Genomic DNA, 26258 nt, shown 5'->3' on the forward strand with positions numbered 1-26258 from the left:
GCTCCGTCTGTTGACGCCCTACATCTGAACTTCGATCAGGCGCGGGCCGGGCTCGGCGACGGCCTCAGTCAGCGCCTTGTTGAGCTCGTCGGCACTGGTGACGGCGCGGCCGGGCACGCCCATGCCCTTCGCCAGCGCGACAAAATCCAGCGTCGGGCGATCGAGCCGCAGCATGTCGTTGGCACGCTGGCCGGGCTCGCCGGCGCCGACATTATCGAACTCGCCGCGCAGGATCTGGTAGATGCGGTTGGCAAACACGATGGTGACGATGTTGAGGTTCTCGCGCGCTTGCGTCCACAGCGACTGGATCGTGTACATCGCGCTGCCGTCGCCGACCATGGTGATCACCTTGCGATCCGGACAGGCGATCGCGGCGCCGATCGACAGCGGCGTCGAGAAGCCGATCGAGCCGCCCATGTTCTGGAGCCAGTCGTGCGGGGCCGCCGCCGCCGTCGGTGGGAAGAAGCCGCGGCCGGTGGTGAGGGATTCGTCGACCATGATCGCGTTCTCGGGAATCGCACAGGCGATGGCCTGCGCGATCGAGGCGAAGGTGAGCGCGCCGGTCGGCTTGACTAGTTCCTGCAACGCCTGCGGCTTGACGTCCCTGGCGCTGGCCTTCACGGCGCCGGCAAGCGCTTCCAGCGCCGCAACCGAGTTCTCGCCCCAGGAGGTCATGCGATGGACCTCGCAGCCCTGGGGCTTGAGCATGCTCGGCTTGTTCGGATAGGCGAAGAACGCCACGGGATCGTCGGACTCGACCAGCACGATGTGACGGAATTTTGCCAGCATCGGCAGCGCGTTCTCGATGACGTAATGGATGCGGTCGATCGAGAAACGGCCGCGGCCGCGCGCCATCTTCGGACGGAACGTCGGGCCCATCACCGTGCAGCCGGTCTTGCCGGCGATGCGCTCGGCCAGCGCCAGGCCATGCTCGCTCAGCGCGCTGCCGGTCATCAGCAGCAGCGTGCCCTCGCCGTCGCGATGCAGGATTTTTGCGGCCTGCTCGACCGCCTGCGGCGAATAGCTCGCCCGCTGCTGCTCGGCCGGAACCTCGGCGATGCCGTCGGCTTCGTTCCAGGCGGTGTCGGCGGGCAGGATCAGGGTCGCGATCTGCGGCGGCGCGCTTTTGGCGGCGGCAATCGCTGCGGCGCCGTCAGCAGCAACCGATTTGGAATCCGGCGAGGTGCGCACCCAGGACGACATCGGCCGGGCCAGGCCCTCGATGTCGGAGGTCAGCGGCGCGTTGTAGCCGATGTGGTAGACCGCGTGCTGGCCGACGATGTTGACGATGCCGGAATTGGCCTTCTTGGCGTTGTGCAGATTGGCAAGTCCGTTGGCGAGACCAGGGCCGAGATGCAGCAGCGTCGAGGCCGGCGTGCCCTTCATGCGGAAATAGCCGTCGGCGGCGCCCGTCACCACGCCTTCGAACAGGCCGAGCACGCAACGCATGCCCGGCACGCGGTCGAGCGCTGCGACAAAATGCATCTCGGAGGTGCCGGGGTTGGTGAAGCAGACGTCCACCCCGCCCTTGACCATTGTCCGCACCAGGCTTTCCGCACCGTTCATTCCAAGGCTCCCACGACCGGCATTATCCAGATATCGGTTCGATCAATCATTGTTCGCGCGTGCCGTCAAAGCAATAGCCGCCATCGCTGCCCTGCCCCGCGTGACGATGCGCCGGCTTGGCTAATTCTTTTCGGCAAATTGGCGTGGTTGCCGATTTGGTAACGCCAATCGTTAAGCATGGCGTTCCTCACGGGGCCGTGGCTTGCGGAATGCCCGCGAATATGGCCTGTGGCTTCCATTGAATCGTTTTTTTTGCTTGGGGGAGACAATGATCCGGTTTTTTGCCGCGCCGATCGCCGCCATCGCACTGCTATCGGCCATGGCGGGCGGCGCGCTCGCCGAAGAGTTCGACACGCGCGACATCATGGGTGGCGGCCCGAACTTCTTCCGTTCCGGCGCAAATCCCGTCCCCCGCACCACCGTCATCTATAACGGCAGTTACGCGCCCGGCACGATCGTGGTGAACACCGGCGAGCGGCGGCTGTACCTGGTGCTCCAGAACGGCCAGGCGCTGCGCTACGGCATCGGCGTCGGCCGCGACGGTTTCCGCTGGGGCGGGGTGCACAAGATCACCGCCAAGAAGGAATGGCCGGCCTGGACGCCGCCGTCGCAGATGCTGGCCCGCCGGCCCGACCTGCCGCGCCACATGAAGGGCGGCCTCGACAATCCGCTCGGCGCCCGCGCGATGTATCTGGGCTCGACCCTCTATCGCATCCACGGCTCCAACGAGCCGGAGACGATCGGCCAGGCGGTGTCCTCGGGCTGCTTCCGCATGACCAATGAGGACGTCACCGATCTCTACAGCCGCGTCGCGGTCGGTACCACCGTGGTGGTGTTGAACAACTAGGCGGCCACACCGGTGCTGCGCTCCCTCTCCCGCCTGCGGGAGAGGGTTGGGGAGAGGGTGTCTCCGCAGTGAGACACCCAATGGGGAGAGAGCCCTCACCCGGCGCGCGGGACGATGCTTCGCATCGCCTGGGCGCGCCGACCTCTCCCGCAAGCGGGAGAGGTTGAGCCCGCGGCTCGAGCTCGGCATTGCGAAGTTCGTACTCTTTGGCTGCAGACGAGCGGCTGGAACCCGCGAGGCGCGTGAATTTGCGGGCTTGTGCGCGCGACGCGAATGCGGCAGCGTCGCACGACGATGAGCGCATTGAACCTGACCGCGCCCGCCTTCCGCATCGCCCTCTTGGCGCTCGCCGCGCTCACATTGGTGCCTGACACCGCTACCACGGCCCGAGCGGGTGAACTGCCCGCCATCGTCTCGCGCCAGCGCTCCGAGAAGAAGAGCTTCACCGACGGCGAGATCGTCGAGGGTTTTCTCAAGACGGCGTTCGGCGCCGAGTACCACCTCGCCGGCCGCGTCGATCGCATCCGCAAGTTCGACGGGCCGGTGCGCGTATACGCCGAGGGCGATCGCGCCGATCGCAAGACGCAGCTTGCGAAGGTCGTGAACGACATCGCGACACGCGTGCAGCATCTCGACATCGCCATGACCACGATCAGCGAGGCGGCGAATGTGCGGGTCAAACTCGTGCGCGACCGCGATCTCTACCGCACCCTCACCAGCTTTTACGGCGCCGAGAAGGCGCGCGAGATCCGCGCCTCGCTGGATCCGCAATGCCTGTCCGGCTTCCGCAAGAACGATAATTTCGAGATCGAGCATTCCGACGTCATCCTCACCGTCGACAACGGCGATTTCGTCTTCCTCGACTGCGCCTATGAGGAGCTGCTGCAATCGCTCGGCCCCATCAACGACACCACCAGCGTGCCCTGGACCATGTTCAACGACAACGTCTCGATGGGCTATTTCGACGTCTACGATCAGTACATCCTCAATTTGCTCTACGATCCCCGCATCAAGGCCGGCATGACGGTGGCGGAGGTCAAGGCGGTGCTGCCCGCCGTGCTCAAAGATGTGCGCGCCTGGGTGAAGCGGGTGAATGATCTGAAGGAGTGAGATGCTTCTTTTCCCTCTCCCCTTGTGGGAGAGGGTGGCTCGCCGCATCGCGGCGAGACGGGTGAGGGGTTGTCTCCGCGAGTTCAATTCTCATTTGATTATGCGGAGAGAGAGACCCCTCATCCGGCGCTTCGCGCCACCTTCTCCCACAAGGGGAGAAGGAAGAAAACGTCCTCTCCGCCCTACTGCACCAGATCGGCAACGGTGGTTGCGGCCTTCAGGCCCGTGCCAGTGAGAACCGCCACCGTGGTTTCGTTCGCCTTGATGGCTCCGGCAGCGAACAGTTTGTCCAGCGCGGCGGCTGCGCTGGCGCTGGTCGGCTCGGCGAACAGGCCTTGCCGCGCGAGACGGCGCAAGGCGGCGACGATGTCATCCTCGGTGAGCGCGACGGTGCCGCCGCCGCTCTCGCGCAAGGCGCCGATGATCTCGCGCAGGCGCAGCGGATTCTTGATGGCGGTGCCTTCGGCGATGGTCTTGTGCACCTCGCGCGCGACAGGCGTATCCGCGCCGGCCTGGAAGCTTGCATCGATCGGCGAGCAGTTCAGCGGCTGCGCCGCGAACAGGCGCGGCAGTTTTGCGATCTGACCGGCCCTCAGCAACTCGCGGAAGCCGAAGGCGCAACCGAGCAGGCTGCTGCCGGCCCCGACCGGAACGATGACGTTGTCAGGCGCGCGGAAGGCAAGGTCTTCCCAGATCTCATAGGCGAGCGACTTGGTGCCTTCGAGGAAGAACGGCTGCCAATTGTGGCTGGCGTAAAAAGTCTGGTGCGACTGGCGGATGGCTTCGGCTTCCGACTCCTCGCGCGGACCCTCGACGAGCTGCACCGCGGCACCATAGGCGCGGACCTGCGCGATCTTGGCCGGCGAGGTCGAGGCGGGCGCGAGGATCTTCACCCGCATGCCGCCGGCGGCACCGAGCCCCGCCATCGACGAGCCACCATTGCCGGAGGAGTCCTCCAGCACCGCATTGACGCCGATCTGGCGCAGGAAGGACAGCATCACGGAAGAGCCCCGGTCCTTGAAGCTGCCAGTCGGATTGAACCATTCCAGCTTGAACAACGGCCGCAGCTCGCCCCACTCCTGCTGGACCAATGGCGTGCAGCCCTCGCCGAGCGTGATCGGCTTTGCGATCTCGACCGGCAGCGTCGCCCGGTAGCGCCAGAGCGATCGCATGCGGCCATCGATGTCCTCGCGCGAGATACCGGTGCCCGGCGTTACCAGCAGTGGCGTGCGCTCGTCCGAGCACCAGCGCGGCTGATCCAACTGATAAAGCTGTCCGTTGCGGGGGTCGATATAGCTGGCGGCGGGCATGGCAGTCTCCTGGGCAAGGGCGATCCGCACGATTGGCCTGATGTCAGGTTTTGTCGAGAACCTGACGCCTGTCGCGCGAAACGACGCAGCCCCTTGAAAACATGAAAAATGGAAATATTTCAATCCCTTAAACTGGCCGCACAGGCAGAGCGGCGAGGTCGGCCAACGCGGGCGCGCGGTGTCAAACGGAGGGCCTGCCGGCGCGTTGACCGACGGGAATTTGGCAACAAAGACCCTGCCCGTCCGGCACGATTAACTTGTCTGTCGTCGCCGGCCGCTACAATATGTTGGATTGAGCTCGCGTCGCCGGTGTCCTCGACTGGCAACGCGACCGAGCCAGGCCCGTCCGAACGGCGGGCCGTTGGCTTTTTGGGAGCCTGGACATGAGCCGCGCGAACCGTACCGACCACATCCGCCTGACCTCCCATCCGGAGCCAGGCCGGAAGGCCGCCTTCCCGATCCATTGGGGCGCCGCCGACGCGCGCGCCCGCGGGCCGATCATCGGCACGGTGTCGCGCGCTGGGGATCGCAACGTGATCGGCAGCCATGGCGGATCCTACGCGATGTACCGGGCGCTCGCGGTGTCCGCCGGCGCGCTCGATCCGATCAGGCGTCCCGACCTCACCAACACGTTTCCGGCCGCGACCATCGGTCCGTTCCCGCAATGGAGTGATCCCACAAAAATCGTCGCGCTCGATCCCTGGGGGCATCTCGTTGCGGAGAACTTCCGCCAGGAGATCGCCGAAGGCGCCGACATCAGGCCGAGCATCGCGGTGACGCGAGCGCGGCTGGACCTGCCGGAGATCCGCGAGGCGCTGGCCGCAAAGCGGCTGCGCGCCGACGGCGAGGTCGTGCACGCCAATGGCAGCGTGTCGGTGGTCAAGATCGCGATCGATCCGGTCTGGCACTTGCCCGGCCTTGCGCAGCGCTTCGGCACCAGCGAGACCGAGCTGCGCCGCACGCTGTTCGAGCAGACCGCCGGCATGTTCCCCGAGCTGGTGACGCGGCCGGACATGAAGGTGTTCCTGCCGCCGATCGGCGGCACCACCGTCTACATGTTCGGCGACGTCAGCAAGCTGCCGGACCATCGCACCAAGATCACCTGCCGCGTCCATGACGAGTGCAACGGCTCCGACGTGTTCGGCTCCGACATCTGCACCTGCCGGCCCTATCTGATCCACGGCATCGAGGAATCCGCGCGCGGCGCGCAGGAGGGCGGGCTCGGGCTCGTGGTCTACAACCGCAAGGAAGGCCGCGCGCTCGGCGAGGTCACGAAATTCCTGGTCTACAATGCGCGCAAACGCCAGGAGGACGGCGACGCGGCCGCGGCCTATTTCGAACGCACCGAATGCGTCGCCGGCGTCCAGGACGCGCGCTTCCAGCAATTGATGCCGGATACCATCCATTGGCTCGGCTTGACCCGTATCGACCGCTTCCTGTCGATGAGCGACATGAAATACGACGCGCTGACCTCGCAAGGCATCGACATCGTCGAGCGCGTGCCGATCCCGCCCGAGCTGATCCCGGCCGACGCCTATGTCGAGATCGCCGCGAAGAAGGCCGCGGGCTATTACTCGACCGACATCGCGCCGGAGAAGGACGTGAACGGCGTAGTCGGCCGCTCGCTGGAAAAATACTGATCGCGTGATGTCGGACTCTTTGGAACGAGAGGCCCGCTCGCTGCTCAGCGCAGCAGCGGTACGCGCGCGCGCCGGTGAGATGCTCCAGATCGGACTTGCCGGTGGGCTGAACCATTTCACGATCGATCTCGGCCGCATGGACGACGTCGCGGAAGCCGTGCTCGCGGTGACGCGAAAGGCCTATCCGACGCTGGACGTTCCCTTCCATGCGCGCTGGCGGCATTTTGTACTTGGCGGCGTCGACCGCTGGGCGCAGTTGGCCGACGCTGCATTGTGGCCGGACCGCGCGGCGCGGGCCCGCGCTGAATTCGACCTCGCGATCGTCAGCGTCCTGCTCGATGCCGGTGCGGGTGCGGCGTGGCGCTATCGGGACTCTGTGACTGGGGAAGCCATCGGCCGATCCGAGGGGCTTGCGATTGCAAGCCTCGACATGTTCGCGAGTGGCCTCTTCTCGCGCGATGCCCATGCGCCGTTCAGGGCGGATGCGGACGTGCTGGCGCAATTGCCGCTCACGTCCCTCACCTCTGCGTTTCAGGTCAGAGAGGCCAATCCGCTGCTCGGCCTAGAAGGGCGTGCGGATCTGCTGCGGCGCCTGGGCAAGCATGTTGCGAACTACCCGGAGATTTTTGGACGGCACGACGCTCCGCGGCCGGGCGGACTGTTCGATCACATCGCAGCTCACGCTGCGAGCGGCGCCGTTGCCGCGCCCGCCATCCTGTCCGCCGTGCTGAATGAGCTCGGGCCGATCTGGCCGTCGCGGCTGGAGCTCGCGGGCGTCCCGCTCGGCGATTGCTGGCATCATCCGGCGATCAAGGCGAACGACTCAACAGAAGGCCTCGTGCCGCTCCACAAGCTGTCGCAATGGCTGAGCTATTCGCTGATCGAACCGCTCCAGCGCGCAGGCTTCGACGTGACCGACATCGACGGCCTGACCGGGCTTGCCGAATACCGCAATGGCGGCCTGTTCGTCGATCACGAGGTGTTGCGCCTGCGCGATGCCGCGGACGCTGCGCGCGCGCATGCGGTGGATTCGCTGCTCGTCGTGGAATGGCGCGCGCTCACCGTGGCGTTGCTCGATCGGCTCGCGGAGCGCATCCGCGTCAAGCTCGGCCGCACGCCAGACACGCTGCCGCTCGCCAGCATTTTGGAAGGTGGCACCTGGGCCGCCGGCCGCGCCATCGCCTTTGCGCGGCGCCCTGATGGTTCGCCGCCGCTCAAGGTGATCAGCGACGGCACTGTGTTTTAACCCTCTCCCCTTGTGGGAGAGGGTGCCTCGCGACAGCGAGGCGGGTGAGGGGTTCTCTCCGCGAACCCATCTCTCAGTGAAGTTCGCGGAGACGACCCCTCATCCGGCGCTTCGCGCCACCTTCTCCCGCAAGGGGAGAAGGAAGAAAGGCATCCCATCATGCAAGGCGTCACGATCGTCGATCATCCGCTGGTGCAGCACAAGCTGACGCTGGTGCGGGACAAGTCCATTTCGACCAAGTCGTTTCGCGAGCTGATCAAGGAGATCGGCATGCTGCTCTGCTACGAGGTGACGCGCGATTTGCCGCTCACGGACGTCGTGGTCGACACGCCGCTGGCGCGGATGCACTCGGCCAAGATCGCCGGCAAGAAGCTGGTGTTCGTGCCGATGCTGCGTGCCGGCACCACCTTCGTCGACGGCATGATGGACCTGGTGCCGACCGCGCGCGTCGCCCATATCGGGCTCTACCGCGAGCCGCACAGCTTTGCCGCGGTCGAGTATTTCTTCAAATCGCCGTCCGATCTCGGCGAGCGCCTGGCGATCGTCGTGACGTCGGTGGTCGCCACGGCCAATACGGCCGTGGCCGCTATCGACCGGCTGAAGGAGCGCGGCGCCAAGGATATCCGCCTCGCCTGCCTGATCGCCGCGCCGGAAGGACTTGAGCGGCTGCGAGGTCTGCATCCGGACGTACCGATCTGGACCGCCGCGGTCGACGAAGGCCTCGACGAGAACGGCTTTATTTTGCCGGGCCTCGGCGACGCCGGCGACCGCGCTTACGGGACGAGGTAGTTCAGAGCACGATGATGTTAGGTTCGGTCGGCTGTCCGTGGCTTACCTCTCCCCAGCGGCGAGAGGTCGGATTGCTATGGCGCGCAATTGCGCGCCTGAGCAATCCGGGTGAGGGCCACGGCGCTCAGTGAGACTGTAACCCCTCACCCGGATTGCATCTTTCGATGCGATCCGACCTCTCCCTACGGGAGAGGTGATTCGAGTTCTGGGCTCGCACCAATTCAAGCAAGGCTCATTCTGCTTCAGATCTTCCCGCTGCCGCAAATGCCCTTCAGCGACTGCCACTCCTTGTTCGTCAGCAGCGGCGGGCCGCTGGCGGGACGATCTTCCCTGGTCATGCGCGCGAGGCGGTCTTCGGTGAGCGGGTGGCTGGCGAGGATATTTGTCAGACCAGAGCCGCCTTCCCTGCCGGTGATGCGGAACATCAGCTCGGCCGCGGGTTTTGGCGAGCGGCCGAGCGCATGCATGATCTCGATGGCGAAAGTGTCGGCGCCGGTCTCGGCTTCTCGCGAATAGGAGGCTTCGACGACGCTGCGCGAGGCGAAGATCACGGCCGAGGAGCCGGTAACGTCGCCGAACAGCAGGCCGATCAGGAACGAGGTGCCGCCGTTGTAGATCAGGCCGCGCATGTTGTCGTGATGCTTGAGATGGCCGAGCTCGTGCGCGAGGATGCCGGCGAGCTCGTCGGGGCTTTCGGCCTTGTCGAGCAGGCCCTTCAGCACGAACACCTTGCCGCCCGGCAGCGCGAACGCGTTCGGCACCGGGCTCGGCAGCACGCCTGCCGTCGTGGAATCGTCATCGAGGCCGGCGGCATCGCGGAGGCGGTTGACGAGCTTTGTGAATGCGGCCTTGCCCGCGGGGTCCTCGCACACTCTGCGGCCGAAGATGGTCTTGACCTGGACCTCGGACGCATCGCCAATGCGTCGCTCGATCGGTTTCGGCACCAGCGGCGCGAGCCGGTCGGCGGCGAGCGGCACACCGAACAGGACGACGCAGACGATGGAGACGGCGGCGGCCACCGACCAGCCCACGATCTTTGCGACGCCGCGGCGCGAGGTCTGGTGCTCGTCGAGGCGCAAGCATCGCGCGGTGAGATCCGCTGCAAGCGCGGCATCACGGATCTCGAGCCGCGCGAGCGGCGGCGCTGACGTCGATGCCAAGCGCAAAACCCCCTCTGGGCCGTCGGCACGACGGATTTCGGCATAGGCCCAGCGAACCGGCGCTTCGCCGTCTTCGGCGATCTCGAGCACGTCCCCGAGCGACAGCATCACCTGACGCCTGCGGCTCGAGACGCCGTCGAAGAAGATCGTCGGCTTCACGGACTGCGCCGGGGCCTCGGCAGACAACTCACTCACAGCTCAAAATCCTGCAACATCCAGTCCATCGGCAAAGCCTTCACCGAGCGCGCTGGCGAGCTTTCCGCTGCCGCGCACATCCGCCGCGGCCGCGATGTTGTGCACCTCGACGGTCTCCAGCACCTTGGCCCAGAGATCGCGCTGAAGATAGACCCGCATGACGATGTTGACGGCAAGGGCGAGCGCGAAATAGCCGATCACCATCATCACAACCATCGGGATGCTCTTGGCAGCATTGCCAGCCCCGAACACCTCCTCGGCCGGAACGCCGGTCAACGTGACGACGAGAAAAGCGCCGCCGCCCATGTAGGCCGCGAAGGCGGTCGTGAGCAGCATCCACCAGCCGATCACCTTCCAGTACAGGCCGTAGAAGGCGTCATGGGGCAGGCGCGAGGACAGGCTGACGCCGCCGATGCGGATGCCGTCGAGCCACCAGCGCCATTCGCGCGCCTTGAACTCGGCATAGAAGAACGGCGCGAGTGGGAAGATCAGCAGCGCGATCGGGCTGAGCAGCCACAGCCACCAGCCGCGCTTGAAGAACGTCCAGCCGTCGCCTTCGAAATCGCCGGTGAGATCGCCGTAATGGGTGTGCTGCATCTTGTAGCGTTCGAGCGCAGCCTCGCGCCAGGGCAGCGCCAGGCCGAGCGTCAGGAACACCAGCACACCCCACAGCATGGCGCGGAGCGAATAGGCCCAGCCCGAGCCGTCCATCCAGAACCGCACGCCGCGCCAGACCGTGCGCGTCAGGCGATAGCGCCGCGCGCGAAAAATCGCGAATTGGCCGAAGGCGTAGAAGGCGATGAAGAGCGGCGTCGAGGCAAAGCCCTGCCAGCGCTCGAACTCGATGCCGACAAGAAAATAAGCGAGATAGATCGGCATCAAGATCGCAAGCGCGAACAGGAAGCCGACCAAGAGCTCCTTAGCCCGTCCGGTGTATTCGGCGGCATCGCCGTCCACCGCGGTGTTCGTCCACAGATGACGGCGAATGTCGGTGACGAGCCAGAACCGGTAGAAGCCGAAGGTGACGAGTTCGAGCATGGCCCCCTTGGTGACCAATTTGCGGAACTCGGAGCGGTTGCCGGTGAAATCGACCCGCGTGGGTGGCAGCGGCGGCGGGACGGGTTCGGAGCCGATGGGGGCCCATTGCATGTCGTTCACGGCGGCAACCTCGGGGTGCGCATCTGTTACGGTCAAACTATAGATCAGAGGTTAGTCGATCCCCAAGATGACCGGGTTCGATTTACCCCGATTCCAGTTGGTTTCTTGCACGATTCCGCCGTTAGAGGCGTGATGGGGATCACGTTGCAAATCTGTCGTCCCGTAGCCTGGATGGAGCGCAGCGCAATCCGGGTCAGCGGTCGTGGCGGCCCGAACCCCGGATTACGCTTGCGCTCCATCCAGGCTACGCACCTCCCGCAAAGGTTGGATGTGGCAAACTCTCCCTTGCTCCGGCGCAGACAACCGGCTGTAATTGCAAATCAAATACCGCAGCGCAGAATTCAACGAGAACGCGCGGTTCACCACAGGGAGAGCGGTCATGCATGGGACCATCGAGAGCGCGGCCACGCTCGACGCACTTCGCGCACGCGCCACGTCGCTGCCGCTGGAGCAGTTCGACCCGGGCGATCCTGAATTGTTCAGGACCGATACGTTCTGGCCCTATTTCGACCGCCTGCGCCGGGAAGATCCGGTGCACTATTGCAAGGACTCGATGTTCGGGCCGTATTGGTCGGTGACGCGCTACAATGACATCATGGAGATCGAGACCAATCATTCGGTGTTCTCCTCGGCCTCCTCGCTCGGCGGCATTACCATCCGCGACATCGATCCGGACCTGCGCCGCGAGAGCTTCATCTCGATGGACCCGCCGCGGCATGCGGCGCAGCGCAAGACCGTGGCGCCGATGTTCACGCCGACCCATCTGGACAATCTCGCGCTGAACATCCGCAAGCGCTCGGCCGAGTGCCTGGACAACCTGCCGCGTGGCGAGGCGTTCGACTGGGTCGACCGCGTCTCGATCGAGCTCACCACGCAGATGCTGGCGGTGCTGTTCGACTTCCCCTGGGAGGACCGCCGCAAGCTGACGCGCTGGTCCGACATCGCCACCACCATTCCCGGTCCTGACGGCCTTGTTGCGAGCGAAGACGAGCGGCAGGCCGAGCTGACGGAATGCGCGGCGTATTTCTCTCGCCTCTGGAAAGAGCGCATCGCCCAGCCGCCGAAGAGCGATCTGTTGTCGATGATGGCGCATGGCACTGCTACGCGCGACATGGATGCGAAGAACTTCCTCGGCAATCTCATCCTTTTGATCGTCGGCGGCAACGACACCACGCGCAACACCATGTCGGGCTCGCTTCTCGCGCTGAGCCAGCATCCGGAGCAGTATCGCAAGCTGCGGCAAAACCCCGATCTGCTCGACAGCTTCGTGCCGGAGGTGATCCGCTGGCAGACGCCGCTCGCGCATATGCGGCGCACGGCGCTCTCCGATTTCGAGTTCCGCGGCAAGCAGATCAAGAAGGGTGACAAGGTCGTGATGTGGTACGTCTCGGGCAACCGCGACGAGGCGGCGATCGAGAAGCCCTACGATTTCATCATCGATCGCGCCCGCCCGCGCACCCACCTCTCCTTCGGCTTCGGCATCCACCGCTGCGTGGGCCTGCGGCTAGCCGAACTCCAGCTCAAGATTATTTGGGAAGAAATTCTCAAGCGCTTCGACCATATTGATGTGGTCGGCGAACCCAAGCGGGTCTATTCGAGTTTCGTGAAGGGTCTGGAGACGCTGCCGGTCAGGATTGCGGCGTGAGTTAACTCCCTCTCCCCGTCCTTACGGGGAGAGGGTCGGGGTGAGGGGCTCTCTCCGCGAGCACGCTGAGAAACGGACTCGCGGAGAGTCCCCCTCACCCGGATTGCATCTTTGATGCAATCCGGCCTCTCCCCGCAAGCGGGGAGAGGCAAAGAAAGAGAACCAACTGGAGCCACGACGATGAACATCCAAGCGCCGGTTAAGGTGGACAAGGCCGAACGCATGCGCAGGGCCCGCGAGGAGGCCTATGCGACGCCGCTGGCGCAATTCCATCCCGGCGCGCCCCGGCTGTTCCAGGACGACACGCTGTGGCCGTGGTTCGAGCGGCTGCGCAAGGAAGAGCCGGTGCATTACTGCACCAACGCGCCGATCGAGCCGTATTGGTCGGTGGTGAAGTACAACGACATCATGCATGTCGACACCAATCACGGCATCTTCTCCTCGGACTCGACGCTCGGCGGCATCTCGATCCGCGACGTGCCGGAAGGCTACGACTGGCCGAGCTTCATCGCCATGGACCAGCCCCGGCATTCGGCGCAGCGCAAGACGGTGTCGCCGATGTTCACCCCTCAGCATCTCGACGAGCTGGCAAAACTGATCCGGCAGCGCTCGCAGACCGTGCTGGACAATCTGCCGCGCAACGAGACTTTCAACTTCGTCGAGCGCGTCTCGATCGAGCTGACGACGCAGATGCTGGCGACCCTGTTCGACTTCCCCTGGGAGGAGCGGCGCAAGCTGACGCGCTGGTCCGACGTCTCGACCGCGCTGCCCAAGAGCGGCATCGTCGCCTCGGCGGAAGAGCGCCGCCGCGAGATGGACGAGTGCTATGCCTACATGTCGAAGCTGTGGAACGAGCGCGTCAACTCGGCGCCGCGCAACGATTTGCTGTCGCTGATGGCGCATAACGACGCCACCCGGTTCATGGACCCCGACAATTTGATGGGCAACATCATCCTGCTCATCGTCGGCGGCAACGACACCACGCGCAACACCATGACCGGCTCGGTGCTGGCGCTGAATGAGAACCCCGAGCAGTACGACAAGTTGCGGGCCAACCCGGCGCTGATCGATTCCATGGTGCCGGAGGTGATCCGCTGGCAGACGCCGCTGGCCCATATGCGGCGCACCGCGCTTGCCGACACCGAAATCGGGGGCAAGCCGATCCGCAAGGGCGACCGCGTCGTGATGTGGTACGTCTCCGGCAACCGGGATGAGGAGATGTTCGAGAAGCCGAACGATTTCATCATCGACCGCCCGCGCCCGCGCACCCATCTTTCCTTTGGCTTCGGCATCCACCGCTGCGTCGGCATGCGCCTCGCCGAGCTCCAGCTCCGCATCGTCTGGGAGGAGATGCTGAAGCGGTTCGACCGTATCGAGGTGGTCGGCGAGCCCAAGCGGATCTATTCGAGCTTCATCAAGGGGTATGAGTCGCTGCCGGTGCGGATTCCGGGGTAGGCCCTCATCCTCCGTCATTGCGAGGAGCTCTTGCGACGAAGCAATCCAGACTGCCGCCGCGGAGGAATTCCTGGATTGCTTCGCTGCGCTCGCAATGACGAGGTTTTGCACACTCGTAGCCGCGGCGCGTTGACGCCCGCCAGCTATAAAATTCCGGCATGACAGCTCGCTCAAGATGCGAAGGGCCGGCTGCGGGCTTGTGCCCTAAATCGCTCTGAGAATTCGGCGCTGGCGCTTCAAGCGAGCCTGATGTCCCACACACCTTCCTTGCGGCAGGCGGCGACCTCCTCGCGCAAAAGCGCGGTGATGGCGAGCGAGGCCGTCGAGGCCGGACGATCGATCGGAGAAGCGAAAATGAGCTCGCGCGTCATCGGCTTGGAAACGGGCGCGGTCTCCAGTCGCCCGTCTGCGACCTCGCCGTGGACCGACGAGGGCGGCAGCAGCGCGAAACCGAGGCCTTCCTCGACCAGGCTCGTCAGCACGCGGAACGAATCCGCTTCTAACTGGACGTCGAGCTTGATCTTGCGCTGGGCGGCCGCGTGCTCGATCAGGGCGCGAAGGCCGTGGGAATGACTCGGCAGCACCAGCCGCTGCCGCAGCAGCCAGCCGATGTCGACGCTCTTTTTGCGCGCGAGACCACAGCCGCGCGGACCAACCGCGACGATGTTGTCGCGCCCCAAGCTCTGCACATTGAGATGCAGATCGGCCGAGCGTCCATAGAGGATGGCAAGGTCCATCTCGCCGCGATGCAGCCATTCGACCAGATGGCCGCTGTAGCTCTCGACGATGCGCAGCGAGATGCCTGGAAATTTCTCGACGCAGCGCCGCGCAAAGCGCGCCGACAGCACGCAGCTCACGGTCGGAACCAGGCCGAGCACGACTTGGCCGGACGGCGGGCCCTTGGCCGACTGGATGTCGTCGCGGATCTGGTCGATCTGCCGCACGATGCCGGAGGTGCGTGCCAGCAGCAGGCGGCCAGCCTCGGTCAGCACCATGCCGCGGCCGTTGCGCGTGAAAAGATCGGTGCGCAGCTCGTGTTCCAGGAGCTTGATCTGGCGGCTCAGCGCCGGCTGCGCCACGCGCAACGTGTCGGACGCCTTGGACAGGCTGCCGAGCTCCGCCACGCAACTGAAGGTCCTGAGCTGCCGGAAATCCATGCTTGCCAATCCTGGAAGGCTACTTCATACGCTATAACAAATGAGCATAGGGGGCTGGCGTTGTTTTCACAACGCCAGAGGATTGGCCGGCGTTATCTTAACTGCCGCTAAGAATTGGAAACGCCATGAGTCAAGAACACCACAGCGAAGATTACGCCGACATCCGCGAAGCCGTCGCCAAGCTTTGCGCGCAGTTTCCCGGCGAATATTGGCGCAAGCTCGATCGCGAGATGGCTTACCCCAAGGCGTTCGTGGATGCGCTGACCGAGGCCGGCTATCTCTCGGTGCTGATCCCCGAGGAATATGGCGGCGCGGGGCTGAAGCTTTCCGCCGCGGCTGCGATCCTCGAAGAGATCCAGCGCGCGGGGTGCAATGGCGGCGGCTGCCATGCCCAAATGTACACGATGGGCACGGTGCTGCGGCATGGCAATGCCGAGCAGAAGGCAAAGTATCTGCCGAAGATCGCCAGCGGCGAACTGCGCCTGCAGGCGTTCGGCGTCACCGAGCCGACCAGCGGCACCGACACCACCTCGCTCAAGACCTTCGCGCGCAAGGACGGCAACGACAGCTACATCGTCAACGGCCAGAAGATCTGGACCAGCCGCGCCGAGCATTCCGACCTGATGATCCTGCTCGCCCGCACCACGCCGAAGGAGCAGGTCAAGAAGCGCACGGATGGGCTTTCGGTGTTCATCGTCGACATGCGCGAGGCCAAGAACAACGGTCTGGAGATCCGCCCGATCCGCACCATGATGAACCATGCCACCACCGAAGTGTTCTTCACCGACATGAAGGTGCCGGCGGAGAATCTGATCGGCGAGGAGGGCAAGGGCTTTCGCTACATCCTCTCCGGCATGAATGCCGAGCGCATTTTGATCGCGGCCGAATGCGTCGGCGATGCCAAATGGTTCATCGCGAAGGCCACCAATTACGCCAAGGAGCGCGCGGTGTTTGGCCGTCCGATCGGCCAAAATCAAGGCGTCCAGTTCCCGATCGCCAAGGCCTATGCCTCGATGCGTGCGGCCGAGTTGATGGTGAAGGAAGCGACGCGCAAATACGAGGCCGGGCTCGATTGCGGCGCGGAGGCCAACATGGCCAAGATGCTCGCGGCCGATGCGTCCTGGGAAGCGGCCAATGCCTGCATCCAGACCCATGGCGGTTTCGGCTTCGCCGAGGAATATGACGTCGAGCGCAAATTCCGTGAGACGCGGCTCTATCAGGTGGCGCCGATCTCGACCAATCTCGTGCTGTCCTATGTCGCCGAGCACGTGCTCGGCATGCCCCGCTCGTACTGAGGTCGCGCCATGGGAGCACTTGACGGGATCAGGGTGATTGCGGTCGAGCAGGCGGTGGCGGCGCCGTTCTGCTCCTCGCGGCTGGCGGATGCCGGCGCGGAAGTGATCAAGATCGAGCGGCCCGAGGGCGATTTCGCCCGCGGCTATGACGCGGCGGCCAAGGGCCAGAGCAGCTATTTCGTCTGGCTCAACCGCGGCAAGCAATCGGCGGTGGTCGATCTGGCCACGAAAGAAGGCTGCGCGGAGCTGGAGAAGCTGATCGCCAGCGCCGACGTGCTGATCCAGAACCTCAAGCCGGGCTCGATGGACAAGCTCGGCTTTTCGCGCGAGCGGCTGCTCAAGGACTATCCCAAGCTGATCTCGTGCACCATCACCGGCTATGGCGATGAGGGCCCCTACGCGCATCGCAAGGCCTATGATCTCCTGATCCAGGCCGAGAGCGGCCTCGCCTCGATCACCGGCAATCCCGACGGTGCCTCGCGCGTCGGCATGTCGATCGTTGACGTCGCAACCGGCGCCACCGCACATGCGGCGATCCTGGAGGCGCTGATCGCACGCGGGCGCACCGGCAAGGGCGCCGACATCCGCATCTCCATGTTCGACGTGATGGCGGATTGGTGCACCGTGCCGCTGCTCAACTCGGAGGCCGGCAATCCGCCCAAGCGCATGGGCCTGCGCCATCCCTCGATCGCGCCCTACGGCGTGTTCACCTCGAAAGACGGCAAGGACATCCTGATCTCGATCCAGAGCGAGCGCGAGTGGAAGACGCTGTGCGCGAAGGTGCTGGACCAGCCGGATCTGCCGAGCGATCCGCGCGTCGCCAACATGGTCGAGCGCGTGCGCAACCGCGACTTCACCGATAAGACGGTCGCAGATATCTTTGGCAAGATGCCCCGCGACGAGCTTCTCAAGCGGCTGTCGGACGCCGACATCGCCTTTGCCGAGGTCAACACCATGGCCGACCTCACCAGCCATCCGCATCTGCGCCGCATCGAGGTCGACACGCCGAACGGCCGCGTCAGCTATCCCGCGCCGGCTCCGATCATCGTCGGCGAGATGCGCTCTTACGGCCCTGTGCCCGCCATCGGCGAGCGTCCCCAATCCAGGAAATAACAAGAGCGAGGCGTCATGACCGAGAAGCTCGACATCGATCACTTGCGGCAATGGATCGGCCGCAGCACGGAGGCCACCGACATCGTCACCGCGCAGCTCGTGAAGGGCCTGCGCGCGACGCTGTTCCAGGAGGTCGGCGAGCCCAAGACCGGCGATGCCGCACCGTTCGCGGTGCATTGGTGCCTGGCGCAGCCGGTGTTTCCGATGTCGATGCTCGGCCCCGACGGTCACCCGACCCGCGGCGGCTTCCTGCCGCCGGTGCCGCTGCCGCGCCGGATGTGGGCCGGCGGCGAGATCGAATTTTTGCAGCCACTGCGCGTCGGCGACGAATCGACGCGGACGTCGCATATTGCCGACGTGCAGGTGAAATCAGGCTCGACCGGCACGCTGTGCTTCGTCTCGGTCGAGCACAGCATCTCTTCGCCGCGCGGGCTCGCTATCCGCGAGCGGCAGGACATCGTCTATCGCGAGATGACGAGCAGCGCGCCGGCGCCCGCAAAGGCTCCGCCCCAGCCTCCGAAGGCACAGCACCGCGAGACCCATGTCTCCGATCCCGTGCTGCTGTTCCGCTACTCCGCGTTGACCTTCAACGGCCACCGCATCCATTACGACCGCGACTACGTCACCAAGGTCGAGGGCTATCCGGGCCTGATCTTCCACGGGCCGTTGCAGGCGGCGCTGATCGTCGAGATGGCGGCCCGCTTGCGCGACGGCAAGGCGCCGAAGAAGTTTACCTATCGCGGTGTGCAGCCGCTGTTCGAAGGCACGGAGTTCTCCATCAACGCGAATGACAGCGGCGAGAGCATGGAGCTGTGGACCGCGAACGCGGAAGGGCAGCCGACGATGAAGGGGACGGCGGTGTGGTAGGCCACCGCGGCCTCCTCGTCATTGCGAGGAGCGAAGCGACGAAGCAATCCAGACTGCCACCGCGGCGACAGCCTGGATTGCTTCGCTTCGCTCGCAATGACGAGTGCGGGGCTGCTACCTTCGCTAAACAACAAGGGACGGAACCATGTCCAAGAACGGCAAGACCGGCAGCAAATCCGTCACCGTGAAGCAGGCGACTCTCGACCTGCTGCGATCCTTCGGTATCAATAAGGTGTTCGGCAACCCCGGTTCGACCGAACTGCCGTTCCTGAGCGACTGGCCCGATGACATCGACTACGTCCTGGCGCTGCAGGAAGCCAGCGCGGTCGGCATGGCCGACGGCTACGCGCAAGCGACGCGCAATGCCGGCTTCGTCAACCTACATTCGGCCGCCGGCGTCGGCAACGCGCTCGGCAATATCTACACCGCGCATCGCAACCAGACACCGCTCGTGATCACCGCGGGCCAGCAGGCGCGCTCGATCCTGCCGCTACAGGCATTCCTCTATGCCGAGCGCGCCTCCGAGTTTCCGCGGCCTTACGTCAAATATAGCGTCGAGCCAGCACGGCCCGAGGACGTGCCGGCCGCGATCGCGCGCGCCTATTACACCGCGATGCAGCCGCCGTGCGGGCCGACCTTCGTGTCGATTCCGATCGACGACTGGGCGCATGCGGCAGCTCCCATCGAGGCGCGCAAGGTCAGCCGCGAGATCGGACCCGAACCTGATGCGATGCAGGCGCTGGTTGCTGCGCTCGGTTCGGCCAAGCACCCTGCCCTCGTGGTCGGCCCCGGCGTCGACCGCGCCGGCGCGGTCGACCTGATTGTGCGCGTCGCCGAGAAGGCCAAGGCCAGCGTCTGGGTCAGCCCGTTCTCGGCTCGCTGCTCGTTTCCCGAGCGGCATCCGCAATTCGCGGGCTTCCTGCATGCGTCGCCCGCGCAGCTGTCCGATGCGCTACGCGAGCACGATCTCGTGGTCGTCATCGGCGCGCCGGTGTTCACTTTCCATGTCGAGGGCCATGCCGCGATTTTCGACGGCGGCGCGACGATCTTCCAGATCACGGATGATCCGGATGCGGCGGCGGTGACGCCGGTCGGCACCAGCATCATCGCCACCATGAAGCCGGCGCTGAGCCTGCTGCTCGACCTTTTGCCAGAGAGCAAGCGGTCAACGCCGAACGGCCGCACGCTGCCGCCGCCGCCGCAAGCCGCCGATCCGCTGCCGGTCGACTTCCTGCTGCATTCGTTGTCGCAGGCGATGCCTGAGGGCGCGTCGCTCGTCGAGGAGGTGCCGTCGCACCGGCCGGCGATGCAAAAGTTCATGCCGATGCGCGGCCAGGACAGTTTTTACACGATGGCGAGCGGCGGGCTCGGCTACTCCCTGCCCGCCGCGGTCGGCATGGCGCTCGGCAAGCCGAAGCAACGCACGGTCTGCCTGATCGGCGACGGCTCGGCGATGTATTCGATCCAGGCGCTATGGACCGCCGTGCAGCGCAAGCTGCCGCTCACCGTCGTCGTCATCAACAATTCCGGCTACGGCGCCATGCGCTCATTCAGCCAGGTGATGCAGGTGCGCAACGTGCCAGGGCTGGAACTGCCGGGGATCGATTTCGTGCGGCTCGCCGAAGGCATGGGCTGTCATGCGGTGCGGGTGAGCAAGGCGGCGGAGCTGGGCGAAGCGCTGAAACGCGGGATGGCACATGCAGGCACCTGCCTCGTCGAGGTCGTCGTGGATTCAGCGGTGCCGGTGCTGTACGGGCAGAAGCATTAGGGGCGTCGGCCACATCGTCGTCCTGGCGAAAGCCAGGACCCATTACCACCGCAGGCCATTTGGCGAATGGCTGGTCATGACGATCTCACACGACAACGACTTCCTGGGGTAATGGGTCCTGGCTTTCGCCAGGACGACGCGCGGAAGCAGTCTCGCCCCCCGAAGAATTACGACGCCAAAAATCCCCCATCAGCCGCGAGCACATGCCCGACGACATACGACGACGCGTCCGACGCCAGCCACACCACCGCCTCCGCCACTTCCTCTGGGCTCCCCATCCGCCGCAGCGGCAGGCCGGCGCTCACGGTTGCGACATCGCCGACGCCGGCGCGTAGCATCATGTCGGTGATGACGCGGCCTGGGGCGATGGCGTTGATGCGGATGCCGCGCGGGGCATTCTCCATCGCGGCCGAACGCGTCAGCGAGATCGCGGCGGCCTTGGAGGCCGAGTAGAGCGAGAAGCCGGGATTGGGATTGCGCACGCCGCTGACGGAGGCGTTGACGACGATGCTGCCGCGGCCGTGCCCCAGCATAACAGGCAATTGATGGCGCAGGCACAGGAACAGCGCGCGGACATTGGTGTCGAACACGCTGTCGTAGATCTCCGTGCCCTGCTCCTCCAGCGGCGCGCGGCGCTCCTGGAATCCGGCATTGTTGAAAGCCACGTCGAGCCGGCCGCAACGCGTCACGGCCGCGCTGACGAGGCGCGCGACGTCGTCCTCTCGCGTGATGTCGGTCTTGACCGGAATGGCCAACGCACCGAGTTCGCTGCATGCCGCGGCGGTGGCTTCGATCTCGGCCTCGCGCCGCCCCGCGACAAAAATCGCTTCTGCGCCTTCGGACGCCATCCGCAGCGCGGTGGCGCGGCCGATGCCGCTGCCACCGCCCGTCATCAGGCAGACCTTGCCCCTCATCCGCATCCCCGCCGGCAAAGTTCCGCTCATGGCTCACTCCACAACGCTTGCGCGCGCCGTTGCACGCATATAGTTGTATGATACAACTATATGCCGGGAGTCAAGATGGCCGAGCTTTCGCTGATCGACGACATCCGCGCCGCCTCGCGCCTGATGGTGCGCGAGCTCGGCTTCATGGACGCGACGGTGGCGGCATCGGACTATCCGCCGTCGGCGGTGCACACCATCCTCGAGATCGGCATCCGCGGGCCCATGACCTCGGGAGAGCTCGGCGATTTCCTGCGGTTGGAGAAATCCAGCGTCAGCCGCCTGGTGCGCAAGCTGATCGACTGCGGCGAGCTCAGGGAAACGCCTGATGAGCTTGATGCACGCAGCAAGCTGTTGTCGCTGACGGCGAAGGGACGGCGCACGCTGGAGGCGTTGCACGCGTTCGGCCGGCAGCAGGTGAGCGGAGCGCTGGCCGCGCTGACGGAGGCGGAGCAGCGCACCGTGCGCGAGGGGATGATGCTCTATGCGCGGGCGCTCAGGCAGAGCCGGATGGAGGAGGAGGGACGGAGTGCGGCGTAGCCGTGCAGCTCGCCCCATCGTCGTCCTGGCGAAAGCCAGGACCCATTACCCCAAGGAGTAGTTTGGCGAAGACTTGCCGTTCGGTACTCCTATCGCGGCTAGATCGGTAGACCTCGCGGTATGGGTCCTGGCCTTCGCCAGGACGACACCGAAATTGCGGCACTCCCTCCCTACTTCCCGAACTCCTCCCGCATCTTCGCCTGGATCTTGGCCATGCCGCCGATCCAGCGGTCGTAGTTCTCGGTCTTCTTGCGCATGTAGCCGAGCACCTGGGGGTGCGGCAGGATCAGGAACGTCTCCTGTTCGAGGCCGGCGAGTACGTCTTTCGCGACCTGCTCCGGCGTCAGATCGCCGTCGCCGGATTGCGGGCCTTTCGGGATCGAGCGCAGCATGTTGGTGTCGACGCCCTGCGGGCAGAGGATCGAGACCTTGATGTTGTGGGCCTTGTGCGAGATCGCGAGATTTTCGGCAAAGCCGACCGCGGCGTGCTTTGTCGTCGAATAAGCCGGGCTGCCGACCTGCGACAACAGGCCCGCGGCCGAGATGGTGTTAAGGAAATAGCCGCCACCGCGCGCCTTCATGCGCGGAACCAGATGCCGCGCGGCATAGACGTGGGCCATGACGTGGATGGCCCAGCTGCGCTGCCACGGCTCGTCGGAGGCGCCGCCGGCATTTTCCGACATCGGATCGAAGCCGCCGCCGATGCCGGCATTGGAGCAGAACAATTCGATCGGGCCGAACTGCCGCTCGGTCTCCTCGATGACGTGCGCAATGTCCTTTTCCTGCGCGACGTCGCATTTGAAGGCGGCACCATCCACCATGGCCGCGACCGCCCTCGCATTGGCGGCGTCCATGTCCGCGACGACGACCTTGGCTGCACCCGCCCCTTGAAAAGCCTCGCACAGCGCCTTGCCGATGCCATTGGCGCCGCCCGTGACGACCACGACCTTGCCAGTCACCTGCATGCGACGTCTCCTCTTGTCCTGGACCGCGTCTCTTATACCGCTTCGCGGCTTGCTTAGCTCAACACGAGGTCGAGCACCGCGGTATAATGACACGCCGCGCCGGCCAAGACAAAGCCGTGCCAGATCGCATTCTGGAAGCGCAGCCGCCGCCAGGCGTGGAAGATCACGCCAAAGCTGTAGAGCAGGCCGCCTGCAAGGATGAAGCCCAGCACCAGCGAGGGCAACGCCCTGACGACGGCGTCGTAGATCATGATGCCACTCCAGCCCATCGCGAGATAGATGCCGACCGAGACCCGGTCGAACCGGCCGGGATAAAGAAGCTTCAGCACGATGCCGAGGATCGCCGCGCACCAGACGCCGGCAAGCAGCACCAGCGCGAACACGCTGTCCTTCACTTCCAGGATGAACGGCGTGTAGGTCGCCGCGATCAGCAGGTAGATCGCGGAATGGTCGAACCGCCGCAGCAGCCATTTTGCCGGCGACACCGGCCAGAGATTATAGGTCGCCGACAGCACCAGCATCGAGATCAAGCCGGCGACGTAGATCGAGACGCCGACGATGTCGGTGGCGTCGGAATAGACCGCGGCCAGCACCACCAGCACGGTCGCTGCGATGATGCCGAAGAGGACGCCGATCGCATGCACGACGCCGTCGGCGATCAGCTCGGCGCGATCGTAGTTCCAGCCCATCGCGTCGGCTGCGGCGTGGACGGAGCTGGATGCAAGCTGTTTCAGTTGGAAGACGGTCATGGCAATCCGCAAAGCGTGGCAATGCCCTCTTGTATGGGTCTTTCGAGATCGGCGCATCGTTCAAACGGCTGATTTGCCGACAAAGGCGGTGGAAGTATGAAGCTTGATTTTCCTCAGGCAGTTGCCACTTTTGTGACTAATCCATTTTGCGTTTCCCCGCCCAAGGTCCCCCACGTTCATATGGCATTCAGTTTCCAGGATATGGTCGAGGAGGCGCGGCTGTCGGCGAGGGCGCTGATCGACTATGGCGAGCATTTCTTCAATCCGACGGTGCGGCTTGGCGTCACCGGCCTGTCGCGGGCCGGTAAGACGGTATTCATCACGGCGCTGATTCACGGCCTCACCCGCGGCGGCCGGTTTCCGGTGTTCGAGGCCTATGCCTCGGGCCGGATCGCGCGGGCGCATCTGGCGCCGCAGCCGGATGATGCCGTGCCGCGCTTTGCCTATGAGAACCATCTGCGCGCACTGATCGAGGAGCGGCGCTGGCCGAGTTCGACCGTCGACATCAGCGAGCTCCGCCTCGTCATCGACTATCAGCGCCCGAACGGCGCCGACCGCACGCTCACGCTCGACATCGTCGACTATCCCGGCGAATGGCTGCTGGACCTGCCGCTGCTCCAGAAGAATTTTGAGCAATGGTCGGCGGAAAGCCTGGCGCTGTCGCGTGAGGCGCCGCGTGCGCATCTGGCAACGGACTGGCACGCGCATCTCGCAACGCTCAAGCCCGGCGCACGCGAGGATGAGCAGGCAACACTGACGGCCGCGAAGCTCTTCACCGATTATCTGCGCGCTTGCCGCGACGAGCGCTTCGCGATGAGCCTCTTGCCGCCCGGCCGCTTCCTGATGCCCGGCAGTCTCGCCGACACGCCGGCGCTGACCTTTGCGCCGCTCGACGTGCCCGCTGGCGGGCAGGCGCCGGAGGGATCGCTATGGGCAATGATGGTGCGCCGCTATGACGCCTACAAGGACATGGTGGTGCGGCCATTCTTTCGCGATCATTTTGCGCGGCTCGATCGCCAGATCGTGCTCGCCGATGCGCTCACCGCGTTCAACTCCGGACCCGAAGCGCTGCACGATCTCGAAGCCGCGCTTGCCGGCATTCTGGATTGCTTTAACATCGGTCGCAGCACGTTGCTCTCCAGCCTGTTCCGGCCACGCATCGACCGCATCCTGTTCGCGGCGACCAAGGCGGACCATCTGCATCATTCCAGCCACGACCGGCTCGAGGCCGTGCTACGCCGTGCGGTCACCGGCGCGGTGACGCGCGCGGAAAATACCGGCGCGCAGATCGACGTGGTGGCGCTCGCCGCCATCCGCGCCACGCGCGAGGCGCAGGTGGCGCATGGCCGCGACAAATTGCCGTCGATCCTGGGAACGCCCGCCGCGGGCGAAAGCGCCGGCGGCGAATTCTTCGACGGCAACACTGAGGTTGCGACCTTTCCAGGCGATTTGCCGCTGGATCCCGAACCGCTGTTCAACGGTACGGACGCGTTCCGCGGGCTCTCGACGCAAGCCGCCGAGAAGAGTGATTTCCGCTTCCTGCGCTTCCGCCCGCCGAAGCTCGAGCACGAGGGCACGGAAGAGCCGGCCCTGCCACACATCCGCCTCGACCGTGCCTTGCAGTTCCTGATCGGAGACAAGCTCTCATGAACGAGCGATCCCAGCAGCGGCGGCCCGCGACGTTCCGGCTGGACGATCCCAGTGTCGTCGTCACCGAAGCCGACGAGACGGGACGGATCAGTCGCGGCACCATCCAGATCACGCCGGAGCCCGATCCACTGGCGCTGCCGGTGCTGGTTCAAACCGCGCTTCCGGCGCGCCGCGGCTTTCCCTGGGGCACGCTGTTCTGGTCCGGGCTCGCCGGATTGACGCTGCTCGGTACCGGGCTCGGTGTCGTCCGTCTGATCGAGGATCTGTTTGCGCGCAGCGAAAGCCTCGGCATGGTCGGCCTCGCTTTCGCGTTCGTCACCGCACTTGCGCTCGCGGTGGTGATCGGGCGCGAGGCGTTCGGGCTGGCGCGGCTCGCGACCATCGAGAAACTGCATCAGCGCGCCGCCGCGGTGCTTGCCAGTGACGATCGCAAGGAAAGCCGCGTCATCGTGCAGGACCTCCTGAACATCGCGCACCAGAATCCACAGCTCGCGCGCGCCCGCGCGACGCTGGAGAGCCATGCCGGCGAGATCATCGACGGCGCCGACATGATCCGGCTCGCCGAGCGCGAGTTGATGTCGCCGCTGGATGCGGAGGCGCGGCGGCTGGTGTCGTCAGCGGCGCAAAAGGTCTCGATCGTCACGGCAGTCTCGCCGCGCGCGGCGATTGACGTGCTGTTCGTGTTCGTCGCCGCGCTGCGCCTGATCCGCCAGCTCGCCTACCTCTATGGCGGCCGCCCCGGCGCGCTCGGCATGATCCGCCTGCTCCGCCACGTCATCGCCCATCTCGCCATCACCGGCGGCATGGCCGCGAGCGACAGCCTGGTGCAGCAGATGCTGGGCCACGGCATCGCCGCGAAGCTGTCGCAGCGGCTCGGCGAAGGCGTGCTCAACGGTCTGCTGACGGCACGGCTCGGCCTTGCCGCGATCGAAGTCACGCGGCCGCTGCCGTTCGCGGCCCTGCCGCCGCCGAAGCTGTCGGACCTCGCGACGGATCTGTTGCGGAAGAAGGACGAGGAGGAGTAGCGCGCTCTCTCTTACCCTCCCCTGGAGGGGGAGGGTCGGCTCACATTAAGCGGAGCGAAATGTGAGA

At 65.2% G+C, this 26258-nt stretch carries 22 protein-coding genes; 14 read left to right on the forward strand and 8 right to left on the reverse strand.

Annotated features, from left to right (window positions below; genetic code table 11):
• Positions 1-18 precede the first annotated feature (18 nt).
• The gene (locus BLV07_RS05790) at positions 19-1566 is read right to left on the reverse strand and encodes an acetolactate synthase large subunit (RefSeq protein ID WP_091881032.1); all 1548 of its coding nucleotides are present in this window, start codon (positions 1564-1566) and stop codon (positions 19-21) included.
• Positions 1567-1834: 268 nt separating this feature from the next.
• Here BLV07_RS05790 and BLV07_RS05795 point away from each other — a divergent pair, with 268 nt between their 5' ends.
• The gene (locus BLV07_RS05795) at positions 1835-2413 is read left to right on the forward strand and encodes a L,D-transpeptidase (RefSeq protein ID WP_091881034.1); all 579 of its coding nucleotides are present in this window, start codon (positions 1835-1837) and stop codon (positions 2411-2413) included.
• A 294-nt stretch (positions 2414-2707) separates the two neighbouring features.
• Complete coding sequence (locus tag BLV07_RS05800; RefSeq protein WP_176945362.1) at positions 2708-3523, forward strand: DUF2927 domain-containing protein; 816 nt, start codon at positions 2708-2710, stop codon at positions 3521-3523.
• Between the two features lie 182 nt (positions 3524-3705).
• Here BLV07_RS05800 and BLV07_RS05805 read toward each other — a convergent pair whose 3' ends face one another.
• Positions 3706-4833 carry a threonine synthase gene (locus BLV07_RS05805; protein WP_091881038.1) on the reverse strand — a complete coding sequence of 376 codons (1128 nt, stop codon included), beginning with the start codon at positions 4831-4833 and terminating at the stop codon, positions 3706-3708.
• 383 nt (positions 4834-5216) lie between these two features.
• Here BLV07_RS05805 and BLV07_RS05810 point away from each other — a divergent pair, with 383 nt between their 5' ends.
• The 3 genes from BLV07_RS05810 (at position 5217) to upp (ending at position 8508) form a co-directional block, all read left to right on the forward strand.
• Positions 5217-6473: a GTP cyclohydrolase II gene (locus BLV07_RS05810; protein WP_091881040.1), complete on the forward strand. Its 1257-nt coding sequence runs from the start codon at positions 5217-5219 to the stop codon at positions 6471-6473.
• A gap of 7 nt (positions 6474-6480) precedes the next feature.
• On the forward strand, positions 6481-7719 hold the full coding sequence (locus tag BLV07_RS05815) for a URC4/urg3 family protein (RefSeq protein ID WP_091881042.1): 1239 nt from the start codon (positions 6481-6483) through the stop codon (positions 7717-7719).
• 159 nt (positions 7720-7878) lie between these two features.
• Positions 7879-8508: a uracil phosphoribosyltransferase gene (gene upp, locus BLV07_RS05820; protein WP_091881044.1), complete on the forward strand. Its 630-nt coding sequence runs from the start codon at positions 7879-7881 to the stop codon at positions 8506-8508.
• A 242-nt stretch (positions 8509-8750) separates the two neighbouring features.
• Here the strand turns inward: upp and BLV07_RS05825 are convergent, their stop codons facing one another.
• Both BLV07_RS05825 and BLV07_RS05830 read right to left on the reverse strand, forming a co-directional pair.
• A complete protein-coding gene (locus BLV07_RS05825; RefSeq protein WP_091881046.1) occupies positions 8751-9863 on the reverse strand; it encodes a M48 family metallopeptidase in 1113 nt (370 codons plus the stop codon).
• Between the two features lie 3 nt (positions 9864-9866).
• The gene (locus BLV07_RS05830; protein ID WP_176945363.1) at positions 9867-11012 is read right to left on the reverse strand and encodes a YjgN family protein; all 1146 of its coding nucleotides are present in this window, start codon (positions 11010-11012) and stop codon (positions 9867-9869) included.
• A gap of 388 nt (positions 11013-11400) precedes the next feature.
• Between BLV07_RS05830 and BLV07_RS05835 the strand changes: the two genes are divergently transcribed.
• Complete coding sequence (locus tag BLV07_RS05835) at positions 11401-12666, forward strand: cytochrome P450 (RefSeq protein ID WP_091881048.1); 1266 nt, start codon at positions 11401-11403, stop codon at positions 12664-12666.
• A gap of 180 nt (positions 12667-12846) precedes the next feature.
• On the forward strand, positions 12847-14121 hold the full coding sequence (locus BLV07_RS05840; RefSeq protein ID WP_176945354.1) for a cytochrome P450: 1275 nt from the start codon (positions 12847-12849) through the stop codon (positions 14119-14121).
• Positions 14122-14357: 236 nt separating this feature from the next.
• Here BLV07_RS05840 and BLV07_RS05845 read toward each other — a convergent pair whose 3' ends face one another.
• Complete coding sequence (locus BLV07_RS05845) at positions 14358-15278, reverse strand: LysR substrate-binding domain-containing protein (RefSeq protein WP_091881052.1); 921 nt, start codon at positions 15276-15278, stop codon at positions 14358-14360.
• Positions 15279-15403: 125 nt separating this feature from the next.
• Here BLV07_RS05845 and BLV07_RS05850 point away from each other — a divergent pair, with 125 nt between their 5' ends.
• From BLV07_RS05850 to mdlC, 4 genes are all read left to right on the forward strand, one after another.
• Positions 15404-16573: an acyl-CoA dehydrogenase family protein gene (locus BLV07_RS05850; RefSeq protein WP_091881054.1), complete on the forward strand. Its 1170-nt coding sequence runs from the start codon at positions 15404-15406 to the stop codon at positions 16571-16573.
• Positions 16574-16582: 9 nt separating this feature from the next.
• Complete coding sequence (locus BLV07_RS05855) at positions 16583-17686, forward strand: CaiB/BaiF CoA transferase family protein (protein ID WP_091881057.1); 1104 nt, start codon at positions 16583-16585, stop codon at positions 17684-17686.
• 15 nt (positions 17687-17701) lie between these two features.
• Positions 17702-18553 carry an HTD2 family dehydratase gene (locus tag BLV07_RS05860; protein WP_091881058.1) on the forward strand — a complete coding sequence of 284 codons (852 nt, stop codon included), beginning with the start codon at positions 17702-17704 and terminating at the stop codon, positions 18551-18553.
• A gap of 145 nt (positions 18554-18698) precedes the next feature.
• A complete protein-coding gene (gene mdlC / locus BLV07_RS05865) occupies positions 18699-20321 on the forward strand; it encodes a benzoylformate decarboxylase (protein ID WP_091881060.1) in 1623 nt (540 codons plus the stop codon).
• Positions 20322-20488: 167 nt separating this feature from the next.
• Here the strand turns inward: mdlC and BLV07_RS05870 are convergent, their stop codons facing one another.
• Positions 20489-21265, reverse strand: a complete 777-nt coding sequence (locus tag BLV07_RS05870; RefSeq protein WP_091881062.1) for an SDR family NAD(P)-dependent oxidoreductase — start codon at positions 21263-21265, stop codon at positions 20489-20491.
• A 75-nt stretch (positions 21266-21340) separates the two neighbouring features.
• Between BLV07_RS05870 and BLV07_RS05875 the strand changes: the two genes are divergently transcribed.
• Positions 21341-21802, forward strand: coding sequence for a MarR family winged helix-turn-helix transcriptional regulator (locus BLV07_RS05875; protein WP_176945355.1), 462 nt, complete (start codon positions 21341-21343; stop codon positions 21800-21802).
• 170 nt (positions 21803-21972) lie between these two features.
• Here the strand turns inward: BLV07_RS05875 and BLV07_RS05880 are convergent, their stop codons facing one another.
• Both BLV07_RS05880 and trhA read right to left on the reverse strand, forming a co-directional pair.
• Positions 21973-22767, reverse strand: coding sequence for an SDR family oxidoreductase (locus BLV07_RS05880; RefSeq protein WP_091881066.1), 795 nt, complete (start codon positions 22765-22767; stop codon positions 21973-21975).
• 53 nt (positions 22768-22820) lie between these two features.
• Entirely contained in the window at positions 22821-23516 is a 696-nt protein-coding gene (gene trhA / locus BLV07_RS05885) for a PAQR family membrane homeostasis protein TrhA (protein ID WP_091881068.1), read from the reverse strand.
• Between the two features lie 180 nt (positions 23517-23696).
• Here trhA and BLV07_RS05890 point away from each other — a divergent pair, with 180 nt between their 5' ends.
• Positions 23697-25166, forward strand: coding sequence for a YcjX family GTP-binding protein (locus BLV07_RS05890; protein ID WP_091881070.1), 1470 nt, complete (start codon positions 23697-23699; stop codon positions 25164-25166).
• Positions 25163-26191, forward strand: a complete 1029-nt coding sequence (locus BLV07_RS05895; RefSeq protein WP_091881072.1) for a YcjF family protein — start codon at positions 25163-25165, stop codon at positions 26189-26191. Before BLV07_RS05890 ends, BLV07_RS05895 begins: the two co-directional genes overlap by 4 nt.
• The last annotated feature ends 67 nt before the right edge of the window (positions 26192-26258 follow it).

Origin of the sequence: Bradyrhizobium sp. Rc2d (assembly GCF_900099855.1) — a bacterium.
In the GTDB taxonomy this organism is placed as follows: domain Bacteria; phylum Pseudomonadota; class Alphaproteobacteria; order Rhizobiales; family Xanthobacteraceae; genus Bradyrhizobium.